The 22,454-nt window shown below is 46.3% G+C and carries 7 protein-coding genes; 1 reads left to right on the top strand and 6 read right to left on the bottom strand.

Annotated features, from left to right (window positions below; all coding sequences use genetic code 11):
- The first annotated feature begins 294 nt into the window (after nucleotides 1-294).
- On the top strand, nucleotides 295-747 hold the full coding sequence (gene azu, locus KIT90_RS15645; RefSeq protein ID WP_285377422.1) for an azurin: 453 nt from the start codon (nucleotides 295-297) through the stop codon (nucleotides 745-747).
- Nucleotides 748-828: 81 nt separating this feature from the next.
- Here azu and KIT90_RS15650 read toward each other — a convergent pair whose 3' ends face one another.
- The 6 genes from KIT90_RS15650 to KIT90_RS15675 all read right to left on the bottom strand — a co-directional run bounded on the left by KIT90_RS15650 (nucleotide 829) and on the right by KIT90_RS15675 (nucleotide 22,374).
- A complete protein-coding gene (locus KIT90_RS15650; RefSeq protein ID WP_285377424.1) occupies nucleotides 829-2,895 on the bottom strand; it encodes an EAL domain-containing protein in 2,067 nt (688 codons plus the stop codon).
- A 337-nt stretch (nucleotides 2,896-3,232) separates the two neighbouring features.
- Nucleotides 3,233-5,323 carry an EAL domain-containing protein gene (locus KIT90_RS15655; RefSeq protein WP_285377426.1) on the bottom strand — a complete coding sequence of 697 codons (2,091 nt, stop codon included), beginning with the start codon at nucleotides 5,321-5,323 and terminating at the stop codon, nucleotides 3,233-3,235.
- A gap of 284 nt (nucleotides 5,324-5,607) precedes the next feature.
- Nucleotides 5,608-6,456, bottom strand: a complete 849-nt coding sequence (locus KIT90_RS15660; RefSeq protein ID WP_285377427.1) for a mechanosensitive ion channel family protein — start codon at nucleotides 6,454-6,456, stop codon at nucleotides 5,608-5,610.
- 97 nt (nucleotides 6,457-6,553) lie between these two features.
- Nucleotides 6,554-7,459, bottom strand: coding sequence for an OmpA family protein (locus KIT90_RS15665; RefSeq protein ID WP_199438034.1), 906 nt, complete (start codon nucleotides 7,457-7,459; stop codon nucleotides 6,554-6,556).
- Between the two features lie 9 nt (nucleotides 7,460-7,468).
- Nucleotides 7,469-10,984, bottom strand: coding sequence for a hypothetical protein (locus KIT90_RS15670; RefSeq protein ID WP_285377429.1), 3,516 nt, complete (start codon nucleotides 10,982-10,984; stop codon nucleotides 7,469-7,471).
- A 68-nt stretch (nucleotides 10,985-11,052) separates the two neighbouring features.
- Complete coding sequence (locus KIT90_RS15675) at nucleotides 11,053-22,374, bottom strand: hypothetical protein (protein ID WP_373417691.1); 11,322 nt, start codon at nucleotides 22,372-22,374, stop codon at nucleotides 11,053-11,055.
- Nucleotides 22,375-22,454 lie beyond the last annotated feature (80 nt).

The following is a 22,454-nucleotide window of genomic DNA, read 5'->3' on the forward strand; positions in this document are numbered from 1 at the left end:
ACACTTGAAATACTTAGTTACATGTTAGCGAAAAAAGCACCAAAACTTGGGCGATATTAAGGCATAAATAAAGCGCCTAAAGCGGTTACCAAGATCGTCTTCACACTTCTTAATTGAAGCGCGAAAAATAAGGTATATGAATGATCATCCAGTGAAAACGATAAGTATAACTTTGCAACAAAACGTCAATATCCGGATTGAAGCACGGTTTCAGATTGAATATTCGATGATAATGAGATGTATTGGATCGGTTTGAATCCAAGTCAGCCCAAAATAAAATATGGAGAGTGTTATATGTCTTTACGTTTAGTAGCAGCAACCTTTGCACTAGTTGGAATGAGCTTTGGCGCACAAGCGAGCGCAGAGTGTGAAGTATCTATCGATGCAAACGATATGATGCAGTTTTCGACCAAAACTTTAAGTGTTCCAGCAACGTGTAAAGAAGTAAAACTGACGCTGAACCACACAGGTAAGATGCCAGCACAGTCAATGGGTCACAACGTAGTCATTGCAGACACGGCTAACCTACAAGCAGTAGGTACAGAAGGCATGTCAGCAGGCATTGAAAACAACTACGTGAAACCTAACGATGATCGCGTTTATGCCTTCACTAAAGTGATCGGCGGCGGCGAGAGCACATCCATCACGTTCAGCACAGAGAAAATGACTCCAGGGGGCGACTACTCGTTCTTCTGCTCTTTCCCTGGTCACTGGGCAATCATGCAGGGTAAGTTTGAGTTTAAGTAAGCATTCACGCTCAAACTTAAGCCTCTGAAAAAGAAAAGGGAAGCACGATGGCTTCCCTTAATTGTATCTGTAGTTCAAGAGTTAAAACGCGAAGTGATCGTACTCTGAACTGTCGTCTGATTGGGTGTATTCAAGTTTCGCAATGTCATCAAACGGCATGGGTTTATAGAAGTAGAAGCCCTGAATCAAATCAATCCCCTGCTCTGCCATAAACTCTAATTCACGCTCCGTTTCGATACCTTCCGCAACAGTTTCTGCCCCAGTGATTTTCACAAGTTTAGCTGTCAGTCTGAACAACTCTCTTCCGTTCTTGTTATCAAGGTTGAGCACTAAAGAGCGATCGATTTTCACCTTATCAAAATCGTATTTCGACAAGTAGCCGATCGACGAATAGCCGGAGCCAAAATCATCAAGCGCGATCTTCACTCCCGCTTCTCGTAACTCACTCAACACACGGTGGGTACGATGCTCATCTTGAATCAACATGTCTTCGGTAATTTCAAACTCAACTTGCGAGTAAGAAAGTGCGCTTTGATGAATCATCATCAACACTTTCTCTGTGAAATCTGGCACCAAACACGTTTCTGGAGACAGGTTGATCGACACCTTAAAGCTTGGACGGTTCTCTAACGGCGCAACTTCTCGCAGCGTCGTTTCTACCACCCACAAGTCCAGTTCACTCATCAAGCCCACTTTGGCAAAATCTTCTAGAAACGTTGGAGGCGAGATCTCACCCGTTTCAGAGCGATGACGAATCAACACCTCAAGCGAACGAATCTCACCAGTGCGAGCGTTTACCTGCGGTTGGTAGAACAGGACGAACTCACCGTGTTTCTTCAAGTCGCTAATGCGTTTCTGAGCAGCAAATTTATTGGTGATCTCTGGGAAGAAAGCCCCCGCGACTTTACCGTTGTCTAACCCTTCATAGTTGAAGAAATCGTCAGAGACTGACTTCGCAAACAAAGCGTTTGAGCTGCCAATTTTGTCCATCTGCTTAAAGAACGGATAGTAAATCACGATACCGACCAGAATAATGATCAGCTGTAATATCGCGCCCGTCCACGTGTAACCTGTACCGATGTAGCCACTGGCTAATGGGGGTGTCATCCAACTCATGATTTCTGTTATCGGCGCAACTAAGCCCATCACCGTGGCAATGTACGCAATGATAAGACCGATAATAGGCGCAATCAGAAACGGCACAATCATGACCGGGTTGAACATGATTGGTAAGCCATAAATGATCGGTTCGTTGATGTTGAACAAGCTCAGTACTAAGGCCGTCGCCGCCAATGCTTTGTAACTGCGATTCTTGGTCAGAAACAGCATACACAGCACCAGAGAAATGGTGTTTCCTGCCCCACCCATTCCCGCATAAAAGTCATAGAAGTTGGTGGTTAAAATTGGCAGCGGTGTGCCGAGTGCTTCGTGGTTCTCTATCGCGACACGCGTTGTCTCATACAACTCTGCTTTGTAAGGAGCAAAGATGATGTGACCATTGATGCCAATCGACCAAAACAGGTTACGTACAAACTCATAGATAATGCCATCAAGCAAAGAGTTCGAGTCAAGTTCTGGAAGCAGAAAACTCGCGATATCCGCTGCGCATACCGCCTTGCCCAGCACGTAGCCAAGAGCCGAATATCCGACCACCAATACAACGGTTGCCATCACAAGGTTGTATGACTGATCCACCACATTTGGCAGCTCTGAGCGCATGAACCATTTTCGGTTTTGCATTACACGCACAGACCAAGCGATCACTGTTGGTACAAGGATCGCCAGTGGATAGTTACTCGGAACGACGGTGCCTTCTTGCAGCAAACCCCATTCGTTACACACGATAAAGTAAACCATCAGCGATGGCGTGATGACATTCACGCGAGAGACTTTCAACAAAGAAGAAAGAAACTGCGAGAAATACACTAACAGTAAAATCGGGAAAAGCTTCCAAATGATCGCGCTTGCCGTGCCAATCGTGATGCCAAGTTGCTCATAACCAGCAATCATGGATAGGTTACTCAGCAAGGTACTAAATGCTGAAATAAGCGACACGGGCAATAACATCACAAGGACATTACACAAACCGTTAATGTATGAATTGGAAGAAATTAAAGTAAAAAGCCGATTAATGTATCGATTATTCATTTGGCTAAGTAAATCCATCAAAGTACGACTCAAAGAGCCGTTCAGGAAGTTCGCCGCAATTAAATCCGTTTAGTTTGTTTCGCAATGAGGGAGAGTTTCGACATGCTCGTCGAGGACGGTATCATTCGAGTAACAAAGCGTTGATCGTTCAACGTTGCGAATAGTCACTCAACAAAGGTAGCCATAGCCAACTTGTTGTTATCATCCAAACAAAAAGAGCACAAGCTAGAACCCTCGTACTCTTTTAGTCTGGTTAAACGCGTTGTTTCTTGGGTCAACGTCGTTTGTTATTTCGCCTGCTATTTAAGCAAGGAGGCGCACATTAGCGTCAGCAAGTCTATATTTCCACTCGACTTTGTGATTGTGACGATAAAAGTGGCTTGTCTTGTTGCTCACCAAGGATATCCACCAGTGGTGACGGGCGAGCAAAGAAATAACCTTGCACTTTATCGACACCACAACCTTTCACAAAATCGTACTCTTGTTGAGTTTCCACCCCTTCTGCGACCACTTCGCAATGGGTAATGTGGCCCAACTTTGCGACCAACTCATAGAGGTCTCTGCCCTTTTGATCGTTGGCATCGAGTAAGAGAGAACGGTCGAGCTTGATCTTATCAAACGGGTATTTCAGCAAATGCGGGAACGACGCATAGCCCGTACCAAAGTCATCCATCGCGATACGAATGCCTTGTACTTGTAGCGCTTCCATGGTTTTAATCAAAAACACCTTATTGCTAAGAATCGCTTCTTCGGTAATTTCAATTTCCAACCATTCTGGCGAGATGCCGTAGTGGGCTAAGCGCGATAGTAGGTGCGGCACAAACTCTTCTTGCTCAATCGTTGCTACTGCGATGTTGATGGCAATACGGCGATCTTTCGACAGCGTCATTTGCTGCATATCTGCCAAGACTCTTTCAATGACTAACTTATCCAACAGCGGCATTGAGTTGAGCATTTGGAAGTCACTCACAAACGTCGGTGGGCAAAGATTTCCATCTTTATCGATATAACGAAGTAACGCCTCATAAGAGAACACGTTAACCTTCTTAGTCGACTGAAGTTTTTGATAAAACATCACCAACTCACCTTCTCGCAATATCGTGGTTAAACGCTTTTGTGCCGTCGATTTGCTGATACTGGAGTTATTGGAGTCTCTTACGTTGTTCAACAATGATTTGAATATCGAGCTCTCAATACCGGTATAGGCGGTGTTCGCACGAAACTGCGCCGAAAACTTCCCTGCGTATGCCAAGTAAAATGGTCGGTAAATGAAAACACCCAACACAATGATCAACGCTTGCAGAATCGAACCTTCGATTTGATTTCCCATTGCCATGTAGCCGCTGAAAATGGGTGGAGTCATCCAGTTTACGATGTTCTCTACTGGTGGCACTAAACCAAAAGAGATACACGAATAGGTGAGAACAAAACTTACCAAAGGAACCAAAACGAAAGGTACGATCAGGATCGGGTTAAAGATGATCGGCAAGCCAAACAGCAACACCTCGTTGATGTTAAAAATCACCAGTGGCATTGCGGCCAGAGCAAGCATCAGGTGGTTGCGCTCTCTCGCGAACATCAGCACACACAACAACAAGCTAATCGAGTTACCAGAGCCGCCCATCGACATGAATGCATCATAAAAGCCTTGGCTAATGACGTTGAGTGGCGCATCCCCTGCTTGCCAAGCCATCATATTGGCCTCTGTGGCAGCAAAAATCTGCTGCTTAATCGCAAACAGCAAATTGTGTCCGTTGATGCCAATCGAGCCAAGTAACCCAAGCACGGTTTGATACATCAATCCGCCGGTGAGTGTAAGTGGGTCGACACCCAAATCACGGACCATACCACCAAACAGCGCCATAAAAATCGCGGTGAAGTGGGACATGACCAAGGCCACCAGCACAAACAAGAAGAAGTGCACCACGTGCTTGAGCAAACGGGACGAGAAATCTAGGGCTTGTGGCTCTAGCAAACGTATCTTGAACAGGCTGCAATACACGTACGTCATCGTCGCGCTCAATAAAGCGAGCAACGGATTGTTTGGCAACATATAAGTCGCTGACAAGCTGCTGTTTTCTATCGAGACCAAATAAAACATGATCAGCGAGTAGATGATGAACAGAGCGCTCGAAACATTGGTTTTGTGGGAAAGGTAGTACCCTGCCACGACACAAAACGCACTTGGATAGAGGTTGATCAAAATGTCGGAGACGTGGAATAACAGCTGCGACAAATCAGCCAAACCAGTAAGCCTGAAAACGTGTCCGAGAAATATAGCCAACGCATTAGACAAAGTCAGTGGAAGTAACAGCAAAGCAATAGACGCCAAATCCGTTAAATAGGACTTGGAGCTCGCTCGCCATTGACTCACCACTGCCAATAAACGTTGGGCAGGTGCAAATTTGAGTGTAAAGCCAGTTTGCATGAAGCATCTTATTATAAATGGGGGAGTGAGCTGTTAAACGAACAGCCGTAATTGCAACCTGTGCCTTTTTAGGCGTGACCATCTATGTAGTCTCAGTTAGTAGTAATTTGTATTTCTTAGCAGCAAGCGTAAGTTGTGCGGATAGGTTGCGAGGCGTAATTTAGCGATTATATGCGCCTCGATCCATTAAGATTATTTGTCGTGACGATAATTAGATACATAAAAATAACCCTCACAGTGAAAAGCGAGGGTTATCATTTGCCAGATGATTATTGAGTGAGAACTTAATGCTCAGTATTCATTGGAAATCGTTGCTCATAAAGCTCCATAAAGTCTTTACGAATCAGATGCTCTAAATGGTTTGCCTTGTCAGTCGGGCAGAAAATCATGATATGCAGGATTTGCTCACCATTGATGTTACTTGAGATATGGATGTGCGGCTCTGCACCCGGCAGATCAACACCAGCGTGTTTCTCGATCATCGCATTGTAACGGTGAGCAACATCGGCAAAGTAACTGCAATGCTCGTCAATCTTATCGGTCAGTAACGGCAAAAGTGGGTAGAGATTGACGAAGTCTTTCATCACGACAGAAAAGTCATGGTAGACGTAACGCTTCATGAAGTTGAGGTTCTTCACTGGGTAGGTGAAGAACATGCTGTTGGGCAACGTCGCGGTTTTCCCCGTGAAGTGGTATTGCCCATGATGCAGGTCGATTTCTTGAATCACTGTCGCCATCATGTTGTGCTCAATAACCTCACCACACAACTTACCGACTTCAATCCAGTCACCAATGCGGAATGAACGCGAACTGGCGCGTTGAATCGAACCGGTAAAACAAAGAATAATCTCTTTAGATGCGACCACAATCGCCACAGCAATCGCCGTAACGCTTAGGGCGAACTCGCTGATTTCAGATTGCCATAAGATGAACAATAGAATCAGAGTGAGAGCAAATGTGCCGTTTTTGGTTCTCGACATCCAACTGCGTTGTTCTTCCGTAATGAAGGCATCGTCGCCACGAATTCGAGACAGAATCAAACGACGTAGAACAATGATAAACAGCAGGATTAATGCGGAAAATAAAATTTTGTGAGTGAGAAGAAAATCGACGACTAACTGCACTTTCTCCATTACCCGACTCCCTGTTTGGTTTAGATAGGTTGACCTTTCATGCTAAATATCGCTCAGAAAACAGATAGCTAGCTTGCGAGAGGACAACCTTACCAAATTATTCAGTCGGTTGCCCCAGTTCGCTTTCTTTAAATACGATAAACGCACGGCGGTTTAAAGCATTGGCTTCTGGAGATTCCTCGTTGATCACAGGTTGAAGCTCACCAAAGGCTTTTACTTCCCACACAAACTGCGATGGATCGAGTTTCGTCTTGAGATACGCCACCACGGTTTGCGCTCTTCGCTCCGCCAATTGTTCATTATAAGAGAGCGAACCCACTTGGTCGGTATGACCAGCCACCATAATGCTACCTTCTAAACCTTGCAGTTTTGCGATGAAATCATCTAATTGTGAAAGGTCTTCCGGTTTTAATTCCGACTTATCGAAATCAAAGTGGGGGGTCATCGCCATGTAGATCTTACGTTCTGGTTTTGGTGGCTCACAGAAAGGCATCTCTTCGTACTTCTTCGCCTCTTCAAACATCACGTAAGCACGACGGTTTTCGGCGCGAGCTTGATCCGATTTACCCAACGCTAGCGGCTGCGACTCACCAAAGTGCTTCACTTCCCAGTCGTATTGCTCTGGATCGAGTTGTTGCTGGAGATACGCTTCTACCGATTCAGCACGGCGCATAGACAGCTTCTCGTTATATTCGTCAGAACCTTTAAAATCGGTGTGACCAACAATCGTGATGCGCCCGGTCAAGTCTTGAATATCACGGATGAACGCATCCAGACTTGCCGCATCGGCTTCACGAATGATGGATTTATCGAAGTCGAAGTGTTCGGCAACCGCAATATGGATTTCGCGTTGCGGCGCTAAACATTCACTGATCAGAAACTTGGAGACATTGACATCGGCAAACTTTTCTCGGTTCTCTTGGCTTACATACGCATCCGCCGAACAACCTGCCAATATTGCCCCTGCGATCATGCCGCTTAACAAACGAATCGTCGTTTTCATATCGCCCTCTTATAACTTACCAACTAGGTTAATGAACACGCCTGATGCATCGTAATCGTCATCATTCGCTAGGTTGCTATCAAAGCCTGAGAAGTTGTAACCCACGCCGACTTTGAAGTTGTCGCTCAAATGTTTGTTAACCGAGACCAATGCGCCCTGCTCTAGTTCGTCGTAGGTGCTGTCCGTCTTCCAGTGGTACTCACCAGTCACATCCCAGTCTTTCATAACACGGTAAGAGGCACTCAAACCGTAGAGAGAAATTTTACTGTCGACTGGAATGTCTTCGCCTGACTGACGAGTGAAAATTTCATGCTTGTCCTTATAAGCGTATTTCGCGCCTAAATCCCAGTTTGCATCCAACGAGTAGATACCTTCGATTTCGATGATGTGGCTTTCTTCATCTTTGTAATCCACATCGCGGTTAAGTTGGTCGAAGTCCACCAAATACGTGTAGCGAGAGAGTACGTTCAAACGGTCGTTGTAGATCGGGCGATATGCTAAACCTGCAGTGGATTCAATAAAACGAGCCAACACTTTATCGCTCGATTTACTTTCTGAGCGTGAGTAGTTGAATTTACCAAATAAGGTGTACTCTTCCGTTAGATGATGCGTGTAACGGTTAGTCGTCACCCATTGTTCGACACGTTTCTTATCTGGGTCGGCGGAATCATCAGTCTTGTCGACACGGTATTCGACTTTGTTCTTGAACAATACGTCATCCACATCAATCGAAGTGCTTACACTCACCGCTTGGCGCTCTGTGGTGATCTTCTGGTCGTCTTCGATTTCGCCTTTTTGATAGCCGATACCCATGTCGATGTCGTCGTTCATGTCGTAACCAAAACCAAACGAGTCAATACGACCTTTGCCGTTGTTCTCATCAACAAATTGGTTTTCTTGGTAGAAATCGACCGTTGTAGTCAGGTCTGCACGTTGACCGACAATCACGTTGTTTTTGCCTTCGTAAGTGTCGTCTACGTAGGTTAAATACGTGCTGTAATCTTCGGTTACGTCATACGTCACGCTTGCTTCTGCCGCATCGCCGCGATCACCCGTGGTGTATTCTGCACCAACCACAAAGTCCTCTAGGATGCGGGTTTCACCACCTAGCGTAACGCTGTCGTTCTCGTCGTATTCGTCGGTTTGGCCCACGGTTTTCTGGCCTTTTATGTACACGTTGTTGTCGCTGTCCCAGATGTAGTCAGCACGCAGACCCGCTAACGTCCCTTTGCCTTTTTCATCTTGGTTGTTTAGCTCTTCAACTTGTTTACCCGCTGCCGAGATCTTGATGTGTTTGGTGACTTTAACTTGGGTTTCCAATTCCACTTGCTGAGTATCGGTTCGCAGATCACCATCGGATTCACGCTCTTCAACCGAGGTAAAGCGCGTCTTCACAGCAACTCGGTCAGTGGCTTGGAAACGAATTTCGGTACCGTAAGACTCTTGCTCTAAGTCATCATCTTGGCTAGCAAAACTGTAACCTGCGTCTTTGGATTTGTACCAAGCTTTGACGTCATTACCCACCGCAGAGAATACGTTTGGTGCTAGGTCGTAAAGGTTCATCACGCCTTTCACTTGGTAGATATCGCCTTCACGATCTTCCGCGTTGCTGCCAATCGGAGTAAAGGTTAAACCACCATCGAAAGAAACATAGTTGGAATCGGTTTGACGGCCTTTACTGTGTCCAAATTCGGCTTTCAAGTACGTACCTTCTGATGCACGCAAAGTTAAGTCCGTGCCGTACGCTTCGTAATCTTGGTTGTCTTTTTCTTCGGTTTGGTAGTTTGCGCCCACACCAATGTAGTCGTTCACCCAACCTTTCACACGACCACCAGCGGTCATTGCGTCAAGCGCGTCACTGCCTTGAGGAACGTATTCGTAGTCCACCGAAAGGTAGTTGTCATAGCCAGATGCGGGTTGGTCGTTGATGACAGTGCCGAAGTTATCCGAAATGATGTTGTTCAGCGGTCTGGTCAGAATAATACGGCCTTGATAAGGATCGATTTCATAGTCACGTCCCGATTGGAGCGGCATTTCTTGCACAGTGATGCTGCTGTCTGGGTCGACAACTTTCACCATCACTTTGTCACTGCCCGGTACTACTTCACCATGACGCAAGAAGTACAACGAACCACCAGTACCTAGGAATTCATCGTGAGCGAAGAGTGAATCAGATTCAGCCGCAAAGCCAACAATATTTAGGCGATCTTCACCAAACTTGGTGGTTGAGCGAGTACGGTAATCCCCTTTAAAGCCGTATAAACTACGGTTGTAATCGTTGTTGTCGGTGCCAGTAATGCCAGTGTTGTAGTTACCCCACAACACATTGGATTTGTCGTACTCAACGTTGAGGTAAACCTTACCTTTGGTGTTCACCACTTTGTAGATGTTGGAGCTGTCACCATAGTTGCCGTAATACATCTCATCGTCGTCTTCGAGAATGTCGAATACGCTGGAGGAGTCAGAGGCAAACGGGTTCTTAAACATGTCTCGAACGTCACTCTCTTTAGTATCAAAGTGAGTGGTCACTCTGAGTTTGTCGCCAAACTTACCCTGACCAAAGTACGCCAAGCGCCCTTGGTTATAGATGTCATCTTGGTATTGTTCGTCGACGGCTAATGCGGCGGAGTTGCCCGTCACTTTATTTTTACCGATGTAGAAATCCGCAAGGCCCGCTTGTACCCAATACTCATCAGGGATACGCACGTACAGTTGGTAGCGGCGCTCTTCACCGCTGTCGAATACCACACGAGTTGGGAACAGATACGCATCTGCTGGCAAGTATTGTTCTGCGTATAGCTCGCCCTCTTCCACATCAAACTCGTCTTCACCAATCACGACTTTATCGACGCCTTTTAGTCCCGTACCCATGAATCTTGCCAGACCCGCAGAGGTAGGAATGTTGTGACGCATCAACTGAGCTTTGCCGAGCTTGCGGCTTTGCTCTTCTTCACCGTCGTTCTTATCGATATCGACTTCAGAATCTGGCTCGACAAGGTCAATCACACCAACCGTCGTCACGTCCATGTTGCCGTCTTTATCAAAGGCTTTTAAACGGAACAACAGCTGTGTGTTGGATTCAAATTGATACTCTTGGTCGGTCGTGCCATCCCAAACAATGTTGAAATCGTTTGCAAATTGCTGACCTTCTACCACTGCTAAAGGGTCAACCAAGCCACGGTCACCACCACGGAAGACTTCCAGTTGGTAATGGTCAACGTAGTAGCTGAAGTTGGTTGTGATAGCGAAGCTCATTTCTTGCAATGGCTTGCCATCTTTCACTTCAACATCGCTGCTAATACTCAGGTCAAGTACCGGGTCAAATCGCATGATGTCGCGGCTTACCCAAATCGCACCTTGGTCTAGGTAGATACGTGAGTTATCCGTTTGTTCGTGAGCTTTTACTTCAATACCCAGTGAGTCACTGTCAAGTTTCTCCAATTGGCTGGTGTCTTTCGCGTACGAAAGTATCGGCAACGCAGCCGCGATACACATTGTCAGTTTTGATTGTCTAAATCTAATCATAATAATCCTGCTTAACCGCTTGAGTGGTTGGCTGGGAAGGCCCCAGCCTGCGTCTGTACTGCGAACGGTTAATCATCCCCACTGCTTTGAATACTGAAGTTAAATTTCGTCAGTTTGTTTGGTGTGATCCGGCGTACTTTCGGGTTCTCACTGACCACCCTCATACCTGTCGGTAGCGAGTCTGTGTCGACTTTGACCAAGAACTGCTTACCTTTTTTATTCAACACCCACTGATCTGGAACGTGGTATCGACCATATTGGTCTGTCTCGATGATGATGCCTTCGACCGTTAATAGTCGAACGCCTGGGATACCGTCTTCGTAAAGTCCTTTGTTCTCTACAATGATTTCCCATAAGTACATATCACCATCTCGGTAGAGGTTTCTCACCACGTCGATGCTCTCTGCCGACAGACCTTTTTTCTTATCTCCTTTGTGCTTGGTAATCGCGTTACCTTGCTTATCGAACTCGATGTGCGTGCCGTTATCCGTTGTCACCTTGAAAGGGAAACCTTGGCGAGTTCGAGTATTAAACTGGAACACCACTTTGTTGCTGTGTTCGAGGGTACGGTTACGAGATAGGCCGTACAGCTCATCGACTTCATAGCCTTTATCTACACTCGACATCACGACGTCTTGGCCTTTGTGCTTCACCTTCACATCTTTAAGTTGGGTTTCAACACCATCTTGAGTAATAAAGGTTGAGCCCGGTACGTAATCGCCCGCGGCAAGGTCTACATCGATATAAATGTCATCTGCCGTTGCGTCTGCTTGGAAACCGTCACCGTTGTGATCTTCAAACACCTTGCCGATGATTGAAGCGGTATCGAATACCTTGTCTGGCATGACTTCGACCGTTGCACTGGCAAGGTTCGACTTCACAACGTAGTTGGTCGTGGTGTTTTGTGCCGAGAAGCTTTCTGCCGGTGGCGCTTCAGCCCATGCGGTGTTGGTGTAAACGCCAAAGGTGGCACCAACGCTTACACGCATTAGGTAGCGGATACGAACAGCATCAGCGGTTTTCGAATCGCCCTTGCCGTAGATATTCATGTCGCCGACTTCGAAGAACAATTGATTGGTCTTCGTTGGCTCTACGGTAATTTGGATATCATCCGAGGTATCAAATACGCCATCAGGGCCACTGTTAACCATCTCTGTCGAGTCTGGGATGTAAGCAAAGCCGCCCGGATAGCGGTCAACCAAACGTACACCAGTGAATGGGTTATCGTTTTCATTGGTAATCACGACTTCGTATTCGACAACTTCACCGACGCTCGCCTCTGACTTGCTCGCTACCTTGGTCACTTTCAGCATGCCTTCGTTGTAGGCTTGCTTCTTAACCTTAATCGTGACGTTGGCGGACGCGACTTCACCTGTCGATGCTTTCGCGGTAAAGACGTTCGTGAAGTTGTCATCAATGCCTTGGTTGATTTCACCCGTCACTACGATTTCGTATTCATTACCTTGGTACGCCTTCATAGTGTGGTTTGAATCGACGTTGCTATCTGAATCGACAGAAACCACCACACCAGACTTAAGCTCAGTGATGGTCGCTTTCCATGTGGTGAACAATGGATTGCCGTTGTTACCAATAAGCTTATCGATTTCGTCCAACAGGTTGACGCTTTCTGCATCTGCAGAGCCTCGGTTGGTCGCCGTCATCGTGAAGGTAATTTCATCGTCGTCGTTGGTGTATTCCGCTTTATCTGCCACCTTGGTCACCGACAAAATGATCGGCAGTGGTTTGATAGTTGCGAAATCATCCGCCAGAACATCACTTTCGGACTTGTCGTAGGCATACGCGTGGTTGGTGATTTCTCCCATCGCATCTGCGTTGACGACACCTGTGATTTCAATGTCCAACTTATCGTTTGGCGCAATAATCACACGGCTATTCACATCCAAATTGTCACCTTGAATCTGTGGTAACACGATGGTGCGATCGTCACTGTATGAGCTTGTCATGCTCCAACTGGTAAACGCTGGCGCTTCGGTGTCGTGAATCGTATTTACTTTCAACTCAGAGATAAGATCTTTAAGCACTATCTCTTCGGTAAACGAGCCAGATTCATTACTTAACACCACGTGGTAAGTGACGTTTTCACCCGGACGGTAGTACTCATCATCAACGGTCTTCTCCAGCTTGACCGACTCTGGCATCGCCAATAGCATCGCTGTTGCTTCTTGTGTTTCACCGCGGAACAACGCACTTGCCGTGTTCTCAATCTCGCCCGTTGCGTACTGATTCACCAAACCAGTGATAACAAACTCCACCTCATCATTCGCTGCTATGTTCAGCGTTGAATCGATGTCCGTATTTACGCTTGGAATATTGGTAATGTCAGTATCGGAACTGCCCTTGTTCACTTCGATACGCCACGAATCGAACGCTTTGACTGTCGTGCCATCTAAGCGAACCACTTCAAGATCACTAATGGCATCTTTCACCTCGACGTCTGTTGCTGGCACCGTACCTTCGTTCTTCACTTTGACGCGGAACGTCGCTTCTTTGCCCGGAATATAGAACTCAGTGTCAGCGGTTTTCTCGATAGAGATACCTTGTGATTGAGGTTGAATAGTCGCGCTCGATTGTTGTGTGGTGCCATTCAAATCAGCGGTGGCAGTGTTGGTAATTTCACTCGCCGCTAATGGGTTGGTTTTCGCCGTAATGGTGAACTCAACAATGTCATGGGGCGCGATATCGATCACTGAACGAATGTCTTGGTTATCGATAGGCATTGGTGTGATCGTTGTGCGGCTGTCACTGTTGGTTGTTTCAATCGTCCAGCTTTCAAACGCTCGCTCATTAACCCCGTAGATGTTGGTCGCTTTGATACCCGACAGGATGTCATCCAATTTAATGTCGTTATCGAAGCCATCGGTACCGTTGTAAACACGAACATGGAACACCGCTTCCTCACCCGGAATGTAAATTGGTGATTCTGCTGTTTTCTCAATCCAAACTTCTTCAGGTAGGGTTTCTAACGTTGCCGTTGCATCGGTAGTCGCACCGCCGAACTCAGCCGTCGCGGTGTTAACGATGTTGGCTACCGCACTGCTGTTAACTGTACCTGTGATGGCAAATTCAACCGTGTCGCCAGGTGCAATATCAAGGTTGGTTGAAATGTCACCATTTGGCCCCGGTACCGTTTCGATGTTGGTGCGTGGGTCGCCTTTAGTGGTCACGATCGTCCAGTCATTCAACGCAGGTTCCATTGCCCCACCCGAGGTTTCCACTTCAAGTGAAGAAATGATGTCCTCGACTTTTACATCGGCCGCAAAGCCAGAACCGTTGTTGGTCACCTTGACACGGAATGTAGAGAACTCTCCCGGTTGGTAGTAACGCTCATCGGTGGTTTTCTCCAGAACAATATCGCCCGGACGCGGTTTCAACGTTGCCGTTGCCGTCACGTCTTTACTGTTGTGATTCAACGTTGCGGTGTTAACAATGTCACCCGTCGCTTCCGTATTGACTAAGCCAATAACGTAAAGGGTAATGGTGTCGTTCGGTGCGAGGTCGATGTTGTAATCGATATCCTTATCGACAACGAGTGAGTTAGCATCGACTGTGGTCAGTGAGCTGCCCGTAACATACTGAACCGCCCATTGTAGGAAGGCTTGGTTCGCTGAGCCATCAATGGTGTTAACGGTTAGCGCACCAATTTCATCTTTTAGGTTGATGTCATTCGCGTAGCTGTTGCCTTCGTTGACGATTTTCAGGATGTAACCTGCCGCTTGGTTAGGGCTATAAAACTCTACCATTGGCTCTTTGGTGAAGGTTAAATCTGGGATCTTCGCTGTGCTGGTCGCTTCTGCAGTTTTAGTTGAACCGTTGTAGGTCACTTCAACTTGGTTAGTGACATCGCCCACCACTTCTGGGTCAAGCTCCCCTTCCGCAGTAATCGTCACCACATCATTTGGACCGATGTCCAAGCTGCCATCTAAAAACTCACCAGTGGACGATGGGAACTTGGTGTCACCCGTCTGTGAAGATGCATTGAAGAAGATGGTGCCAGATTCAAACGCTTTTACTGTCGCGCCAGTAATACTGGTTGAAGTGATGTCGTTGACCAGATCTTTGATCGCCACATCACTCGCCCAGTTGGCTGTGGTGTTTTCGATCTTGATGGTATAGGTCAGCTTGTCACCTGATTCGTATTGGCTCTTATCAACCGTTTTATCGACCGTGAGGTCAGCAGTTGCCGCCACGTAAGTCGCATCCGCAGTTTGAGAGCCGCTTGAATCGCTCACTTCCACTACGTTGGTGATATCGCCAACAAGGTCCGCTTTTACAACACCTTCGACATGAAGTTTCACTGTGTGATCTGGGTGAATGTTGTAGCGAACTTGATAACCGTTGTCGCCAGTCACCTCAGAGCCCGCGATTGGTTGAGTCAGCGTTGGATCGGTACCATCAACACTCACAGATGTTGCTGACCAAGAATCAAACGCACGTACAGGTAATGTTGCGCCAGCTTTCTCTGCTCGAATCGTCTTCCAAAGGTCTGAAATCAACACATCGGTCGCATAACCTGTACCGGTATTTTTCACCTCAATGTCGTAACCGATGGTATCACCCGGATGGTAAATCGCAGGGGTGATTGAGGTGACTTTAGTCACAGCAAGGCTTCCCGGCTCTGGGACGATAACTTTTTCTTTGAGGTTGTAGGTGAAGTACTTGGTTCCTGAATTCAGTTTGCCTTGTAGTTGGTTTGTAAACTCACCAACGGCATCATCACGAACATGACCAACGACTTCGATTAGGATTTCACTTTCTGCACCGCCATCAACTTTACCATTCATTTTCACGGTAACATCGATGTCAGTATTGGCTGCGATAGATTGAAGCGGTGTAATGTCACGGAACCCAGAAGCATTACCGTCGCTCACCACACTTGCTGTTACTGTCCAATCTTTAAGTGCTGTCTGTTCAGAGCCATCAGCAACTTCAACCTTGTACGTCGAGATCAAATCTCGAACATCAATTTCTTCGTTAAGTAGCGTTTCATTTCGAATACGCATTTCATAGCGAACCTCGGAACCTGGTGTGTAAGTTGGTGTGCTGGTTGACTTCTCTGCCGTTAAGCTTGAAGTACCCGGATCCAACACAATCGCATTACTATCAACATCATTCACTTTTGCAATATTTGTGATTGTGCCAGACGCATCCGCCGCTACCGTGCCGTCAATCTCAAACACAACCGTATCACCCGGCATCAAGTCGAACGCTGCATTCAGTGGTACGGTTCCTTGGTAGTTACCCGTAATAGAGAATCGGTCTGGATCAGGCGCACTCACAATTGCCACACTGTAGTCTTGGAATGCAGCCTTACCATCTGATGTATTAATGGTGTTTAGCTCATCAACGATAGTCGCGCCATTGGTAATACTGTCACCCACGTTGGTCACGCTAACTTGATATTGAACTTGGCCGTTCGGGTTGTAGTGACAATCTGTACCCGTCGTTGATGGGAAAGTACATGTACCACTGTCTGCGGTAGTACTCAGCACTGACTTCTCGAAGTTCAATACAGGCACTACTGGTGGAATCACATCTGTTGTATCACTTTGATTGCCAGCTTTACCCGTGTTGCCATCGATATCACCCAGTGCATCTGGGCGAACTTTACCGGTAACCGTAAATTCAATGACTTCTTCGGGGGCAATATCGACTAACAGGTCAAGATCATCAGTCGCATCATAAGATTCAATATAAGTGTCTTGTGTTCCCGTTGTACCTGTTGAAGTAAAGGCATGAGAGATGTTTGTCTCTGAGAACGCAGATTTCGTCGTCCCACCAATCACCTCAACGCGAACGTTAGAGACGATATCTTGGATAACGGTTTGGTCACGCCACACGGGTTCGGTGTTGGTCACCGTAAATTTGTAGATGACCTCATCTTCCGGTTTGTAGGTGTCACCGGATACATAAGATTTGCCATCGATAGAGACAATTTCTTTGCTCACCGACAGGTTACTGCCCTCTGGCGTGACTTTCGCAGAATTGAAGTTGCTACCGTTGTATTTCGGAGTCGCAACAATCTGGTCGAGCGCGTCTTGGCGGATTTGAGACTCCATGACAAAGTCAATCCAACCACCCGGCGCAATTGAAAGTACAGGAATGTCGATGTCTGCATTCGCGCCGCCGGTATAGCCGTCAATTAGCGTCGTCGCTTCACCCGAGGTCGTCGCGGTCACTGTCCAACCATATTGGCCAAATGCCTGTAGCGTTTGTGAGTCAGACTCGCCCGCTGCGTTTTGCGCGACACGCACTTTAACGTTTGAGAAAAACTCTTTCAGTGATTTGTTGTACTCCAAACCTTTACCATTGTTCTCAATGCGCAAGTGGTAAACGATCTTTTCACCGTCTGTCGTATGGTTGTATGTGGTCTTGTGTGTCGCTAGTGATGTATCGGTGTACGCTTTATGCGACTTAGCAATGCTCACCGGCAGCATGTTCACTGGTTCTGACGGTAAATTATGACTGTTGTCAACCACCGCAACGTTGAGAATTTGGCCAACAGCTTTCTCACTGATCTTCGCTTTGATGGTGTAAGTAACAAAGGTTCCACCTGTCGCGAATCCGTTTGCGGCTAAGTTAAACTTAGTGTCGATATCGCTGTTATTGCTGACAGAGCCTGCATCACTGATACCACTCGAATCGGTACTGGTCACAATGGTCCATGAATCAAACGCACGACCTTTACCGCTTCCATCGAAGTAATCAGTCTGGATTTTGCTGATTTCATCCTTGATTGGCATCTCATTGATGTGAACGTTGTTCAGGTTCTTCAGTGAGATTTCATACTCGATGTAACCACCCGGCGTGTAGCCACCGCTTAACTCGGTAGTACCATCCTGATCGTAGATTTTGGTAACATGTTTAGAGAAGTCGTACTTCTCAGCAGAGGCTTTGGTCTCCGCACTCACGGTATCACCATCGACGGTAAGCAAGTTCAAGATCTCACCGACGGCGTTGTTGTTCACCTTCGCTGTGACAACATACTCAATAGTTGTGCCTTTAGGGATGGATGCATGAGTATCGATGTCTGCGTTATCAGCAATCTTGCCATCCAGATCGAGAATAGCCGAGGAGCTACCACTGACGATCCTTGGAACGACCGTCCAACCCGAGTCAAACGCTTTACCGCTCGTGCCATCGACAAGATCGACCATGATATTGGATAGTCGGTCGATAACAGGAATGTTGTATGCGTTGCCCTTACCATCGTTTTCGATCGTTAAGCGGTAAACCAGAGGTTGTCCCGGTTCATAGCTTGATTGATCTACCGTTTTGGAGAATGCTAGATGGTAGCTGTTCGGAATGACCGTGATACCACCAATGGTGATTGTGCCAGTCGCGTCTTCGCGCACTACACCAACAACTTCAAAGGTAACAGAGTCTTTTCCTGCGACATCAATCGTTGTATTGATGTCTTGATTATCCGCAACGGTGCCATCTAACGTGCCATCGGTTGTGCCGTCGCCACCATTAGAATCGTCCTTCGAAACATCTACTGTGAAACCTTTATCAAATGGCGTCGCTAAAGATCCATCCAACAACTGAGTCGTCACACCGGTAATGTTTTCACTTACTGCGTGGTCATTGACATAACCAGTTTGAGAAGAAACCGTCACTTGGTAGGTAAGCGTATCTCCCGGAGAGTAGAATTTTGATTCCACGCCATTAACCAATAGCTTTCTGACTACATCACCACCATTGTATGCGCGCTCCATCTCGTGATGAGAAACGTGTGATTCTTCAGTCACTTGGCCAAAGTCACGGTAGACGTAGGCGTCATTCTCAATTTTGTCATTTAAGTTACCCATTGAATCCTGAGAACCAATGACATTGTCTTTAACTCGAGCTTTAATGCGGAAAGTGCGTAAACCTTTAGATACAAGTGTCATCGTGTTTGATGCATCACCCGGTGGGTAGATAAAATCTTCGGTTGTTTGAGGTTGAAAACCGCCACCGTCATCATAGTCAAACTGCCAGTATTCAAATGGCGATTGGTCTGGGTAGTTTTCATACTGATTGTCTTTGTCATTCGCCAAAACAGAACGAATGTCTGTCAGTAAATCAACGACCTTAAGACCACTTTCTTCATTAGCGCCATTGTTAAAAACACGAATTTCATAAGTGACGTCATCGCCAGGAATGAAACGAACTTTGTCCGCCGTTTTCAGAATAGAAACGTTAAGAGAATCCCCCGATGTACCACCAATTTCAGCGGAAGAAGATTGGTTTAAGTTCGTCGATGGATCATAGATCTCTGCGGTATTAGAAATCTCATCTTCTACATAGTCATTTTTTACTGTAGCGTTAATGGTATAGACGACATAACCTTCTGAGCCATTGATCTTAGGGTCAATATCGATGTAGCTATTGATGTTGCCGTTATTTGGAAAACCTGACTTTTCACCTTCATAACTGCCTGTTTTAAATGGTGAATTATTGGAGTCTGTCGACGCTGTAATTGTCCAATCTGAGAACGCATTTAGGCCGAGGATATCATCCGTAACATGCACTTCGTTGGCATAGCCTGGACCAGTATTGACGATTGTGACTTTAAACGTCACCTTATCGCCGGGCTTGAAATCATCATCTGGTGTCGTTTTGGCGACAATAACTTTCGGGTCATGAGGGTAAACCACTACCGTGTCCGAAGCTGAGTTTTGAATGCTTGAGTCAGGCGTTTTAATTTCTGCCGTGTTATCAAATCGAGAGTAAATGATCTCGTTTTCATTTGAGCGATCGATTTGTGCCACGATGGTGTAAAGCACTTCAACGTTTGGCGGGATCTGCGCTGTGGTGTCTAGATCTGTGTTGTCACTGAAGGTACCGACATCTGTATAAGCAGGGTTGCCATCAAGTTGAGGATCATCCGAGATGATCTCAGCACTGATCGTCCACGACTTGAAGACTTGTTTTGACGTCGTGTCTGGTTCCAATATCTTCGCGGTGATCGAAGATAAGGCGTCTTTTACCGCCACATTTGTCGCATAACCGTTTTCTTTATCGTTCTTCAGGCTGATTTGGTAAGTGACTTCGGTATCCAGCTTAGAATAAGCCGTCTGCTCACCATGAAAACCTGAGTCAGTATTGGTCTTAACGCGTTTGTTTAGCTCAATCGCAAAATCACGAGGATCAGAACCACGGTCTGCATAGACAGAGCCATCCACCGTGACTTCGTTTGAGATATGACCATTTGCAATTGGGTTAGTGTCAGCAACGATGGTGTATTCGATATAGGAGTGAGGTTGAAGCGTTGCGATGACATTTAAATTGTCAGGGTGTTTAACTTCTCCGGTAATCCCCGTATTTGAAGCAGTTGCTGGTGTGCCATCGTCTTTAAATGCTTCAGCGGTGATCGTCCAATCCGAATAAGCATTGATTTCTTTGCCGTTGATATCGGTTGTTTTCACTGAGTTCAGGTCATCTAGCACCTGAACTTGGTTTGCAAAACCATCACCGTCGTTCGTCACGGTAATGGTGTAAGTAAGAGTCTGGCCTGAAGAGTAAAAACGGCTATCTACATCTTTACTTGCGCGCAAGTTGTCATCTGGTGTTTGAACGCCCGAGCCTTCTTCAGTAACGTTATCGTTAGAACAGCTTGGGTCGTCATCAAGAATGAGACCTGTGCTGGTATCATTGGTTTTCGCAGTCAGCTTGTACTTGATGGTTTTACCTGGAGCGATATCTGGGGTTAGCGAAAGTGGGCTCGACGTCCAAGTGCCGTAGCTAAAGGTGCCAGGGTCCGAGCCAATCGAATCCTCACCCGAAATAACCTCAACTTTCCACTGCTCAAAAGCTTGACCATCTCCTGCACCACCCGCTTGCTCAGTCTTAACACACGTCAGGTTATCTTGAACTAACAGGTTGTTGGCAAAATATTTTGATGAGCCATTTGTAACAGTAATTTCGTACTCAATTTCACCACCTGGTACATATTCGGATGCAGAAGTGGTTTTAGAAATAGAGATATCAGAATCCGTCACACTCAACACTTTTTCAGCATCAACCGTATCAGAAATACTGGAGCTTTCGACCAATGAGCCTGAGTCATCCGTTACAGAAGCAGTAAAACCTTGCAAGGTGCCAATCGTGATTGGGGTAAGGGTTGCTTTAATTTGGTAAGTGATCGACTCACCCGGATAGATAGAAACGGTATCGTCAAAATCGACATCCGTCTGCGTGCTGCCTTGGTAGTCAGAAAGTGAGTTACTGCCAATGCTTGAAACCGTGATATCCCAAGTCGTGAAGGGGTTACCATCCACATCGGTGTTGTTGTAAGAAGGGGATAAATTGTTAGCTAAACCATTGCGGCTAACTAGGTCTTTAATGTTTTGTTTTACATGATAATTATGAGCAATCGCGCCACCGTTGTTACTCACCTTCAATTCAAAATCCACCTCACCGTTAATCAGGTATGGCGATGTTGAATTGAGCGTGTGTCCCAGTTCAATTTCAGGATCAGATGGAGGCGTTGATAGCGGGTTGCCGTCGACCGTGCCAGCACGAGTCGTGGAGCTTGCTTGGGTATCAATATCGGAGACTAAGTCCGCAGCAACCGTTGCTTTGATGGTGTAAGTAATGTAACCACCAACAGAGATCTCCGCATCGGTGACTGACAAATCTCCTGTTGTTGCAAAGGTACCCGCATCGCTCCCTGATGAAGCGACGGCACTAATGCTCACGCTGCTAAATGCACTCCCGGTTGTGCCATCTAACTTTTGTCCTGTTAAAGACGCAAACTCTTGCTCAATATCTAATCCTTTAACCGCATAAGCACCGTTATTGGTTGCCGTTAAAGAATAAGTCAGTGTGCCGCCAACATCGTATTCGGTCGGGCTAACGTATTCTTCGAGAAGATAATCATATTCAGCCGGAGGGAAAGTAATTGTATCTGGGTTAGTAAAAGTCGTCTCTGTGCCGGAAACCGTTCCTTTTACTTCGGTGTTGCCAAGAACAATATCTTCAGCAGCATCATCAGCAACCGTCGCTTCAATTTGATAAGTAATACGCCCTAGCGGTAATAAGTTTGCGCCGGTCACATTCAGGTTGCTATTGCTAGAGGAGTAAGTACCTGAATTCGTACCTAGCGTGTGAGTATCAGTGATCTTGACACTACTGAACGCCCTATTCGAACCAGACATCACATCCCAAATGGCATTCGTTACGGAGACATCACTGATCGTGCTGATCGTCGTATTTCGAACTTCAATCGAGTATGTAATGACCTGTCCATTTTCGTAAGGCAGACCGAATGTTGGATTAAAGGATATTTCTATTTCCCCTGCAGCTAATGCTTTGAAAGGAAGCAAAAACATCAGCAAAAACAAGGCTAGATAACGTTGAACAATTGGCACAATACTTTTCCGACTCATATAAAATATTAATTATTCAGATATTTATGACTAAGCTAGCAATAGCGTCAAAAACTAGGCGCCGAGATATTGGCGACAGA

Origin of the sequence: Vibrio sp. B172a (genome assembly GCF_030248355.1) — a bacterium.
GTDB classification, from domain to species: Bacteria; Pseudomonadota; Gammaproteobacteria; order Enterobacterales; family Vibrionaceae; genus Vibrio; species Vibrio owensii.

Bases quoted from the DNA above. Each gene is read 5' to 3' on its own strand.
- azu (WP_285377422.1), top strand. From the start codon at position 295: ATGTCTTTACGTTTAGTAGCAGCAACCTTTGCACTAGTTGGAATGAGC.
- KIT90_RS15650 (WP_285377424.1), bottom strand. From the start codon at position 2,895: ATGAATAATCGATACATTAATCGGCTTTTTACTTTAATTTCTTCCAAT.
- KIT90_RS15655 (WP_285377426.1), bottom strand. From the start codon at position 5,323: ATGCAAACTGGCTTTACACTCAAATTTGCACCTGCCCAACGTTTATTG.
- KIT90_RS15660 (WP_285377427.1), bottom strand. From the start codon at position 6,456: ATGGAGAAAGTGCAGTTAGTCGTCGATTTTCTTCTCACTCACAAAATT.
- KIT90_RS15665 (WP_199438034.1), bottom strand. From the start codon at position 7,459: ATGAAAACGACGATTCGTTTGTTAAGCGGCATGATCGCAGGGGCAATA.
- KIT90_RS15670 (WP_285377429.1), bottom strand. From the start codon at position 10,984: ATGATTAGATTTAGACAATCAAAACTGACAATGTGTATCGCGGCTGCG.
- KIT90_RS15675 (WP_373417691.1), bottom strand. From the start codon at position 22,374: ATGAGTCGGAAAAGTATTGTGCCAATTGTTCAACGTTATCTAGCCTTG.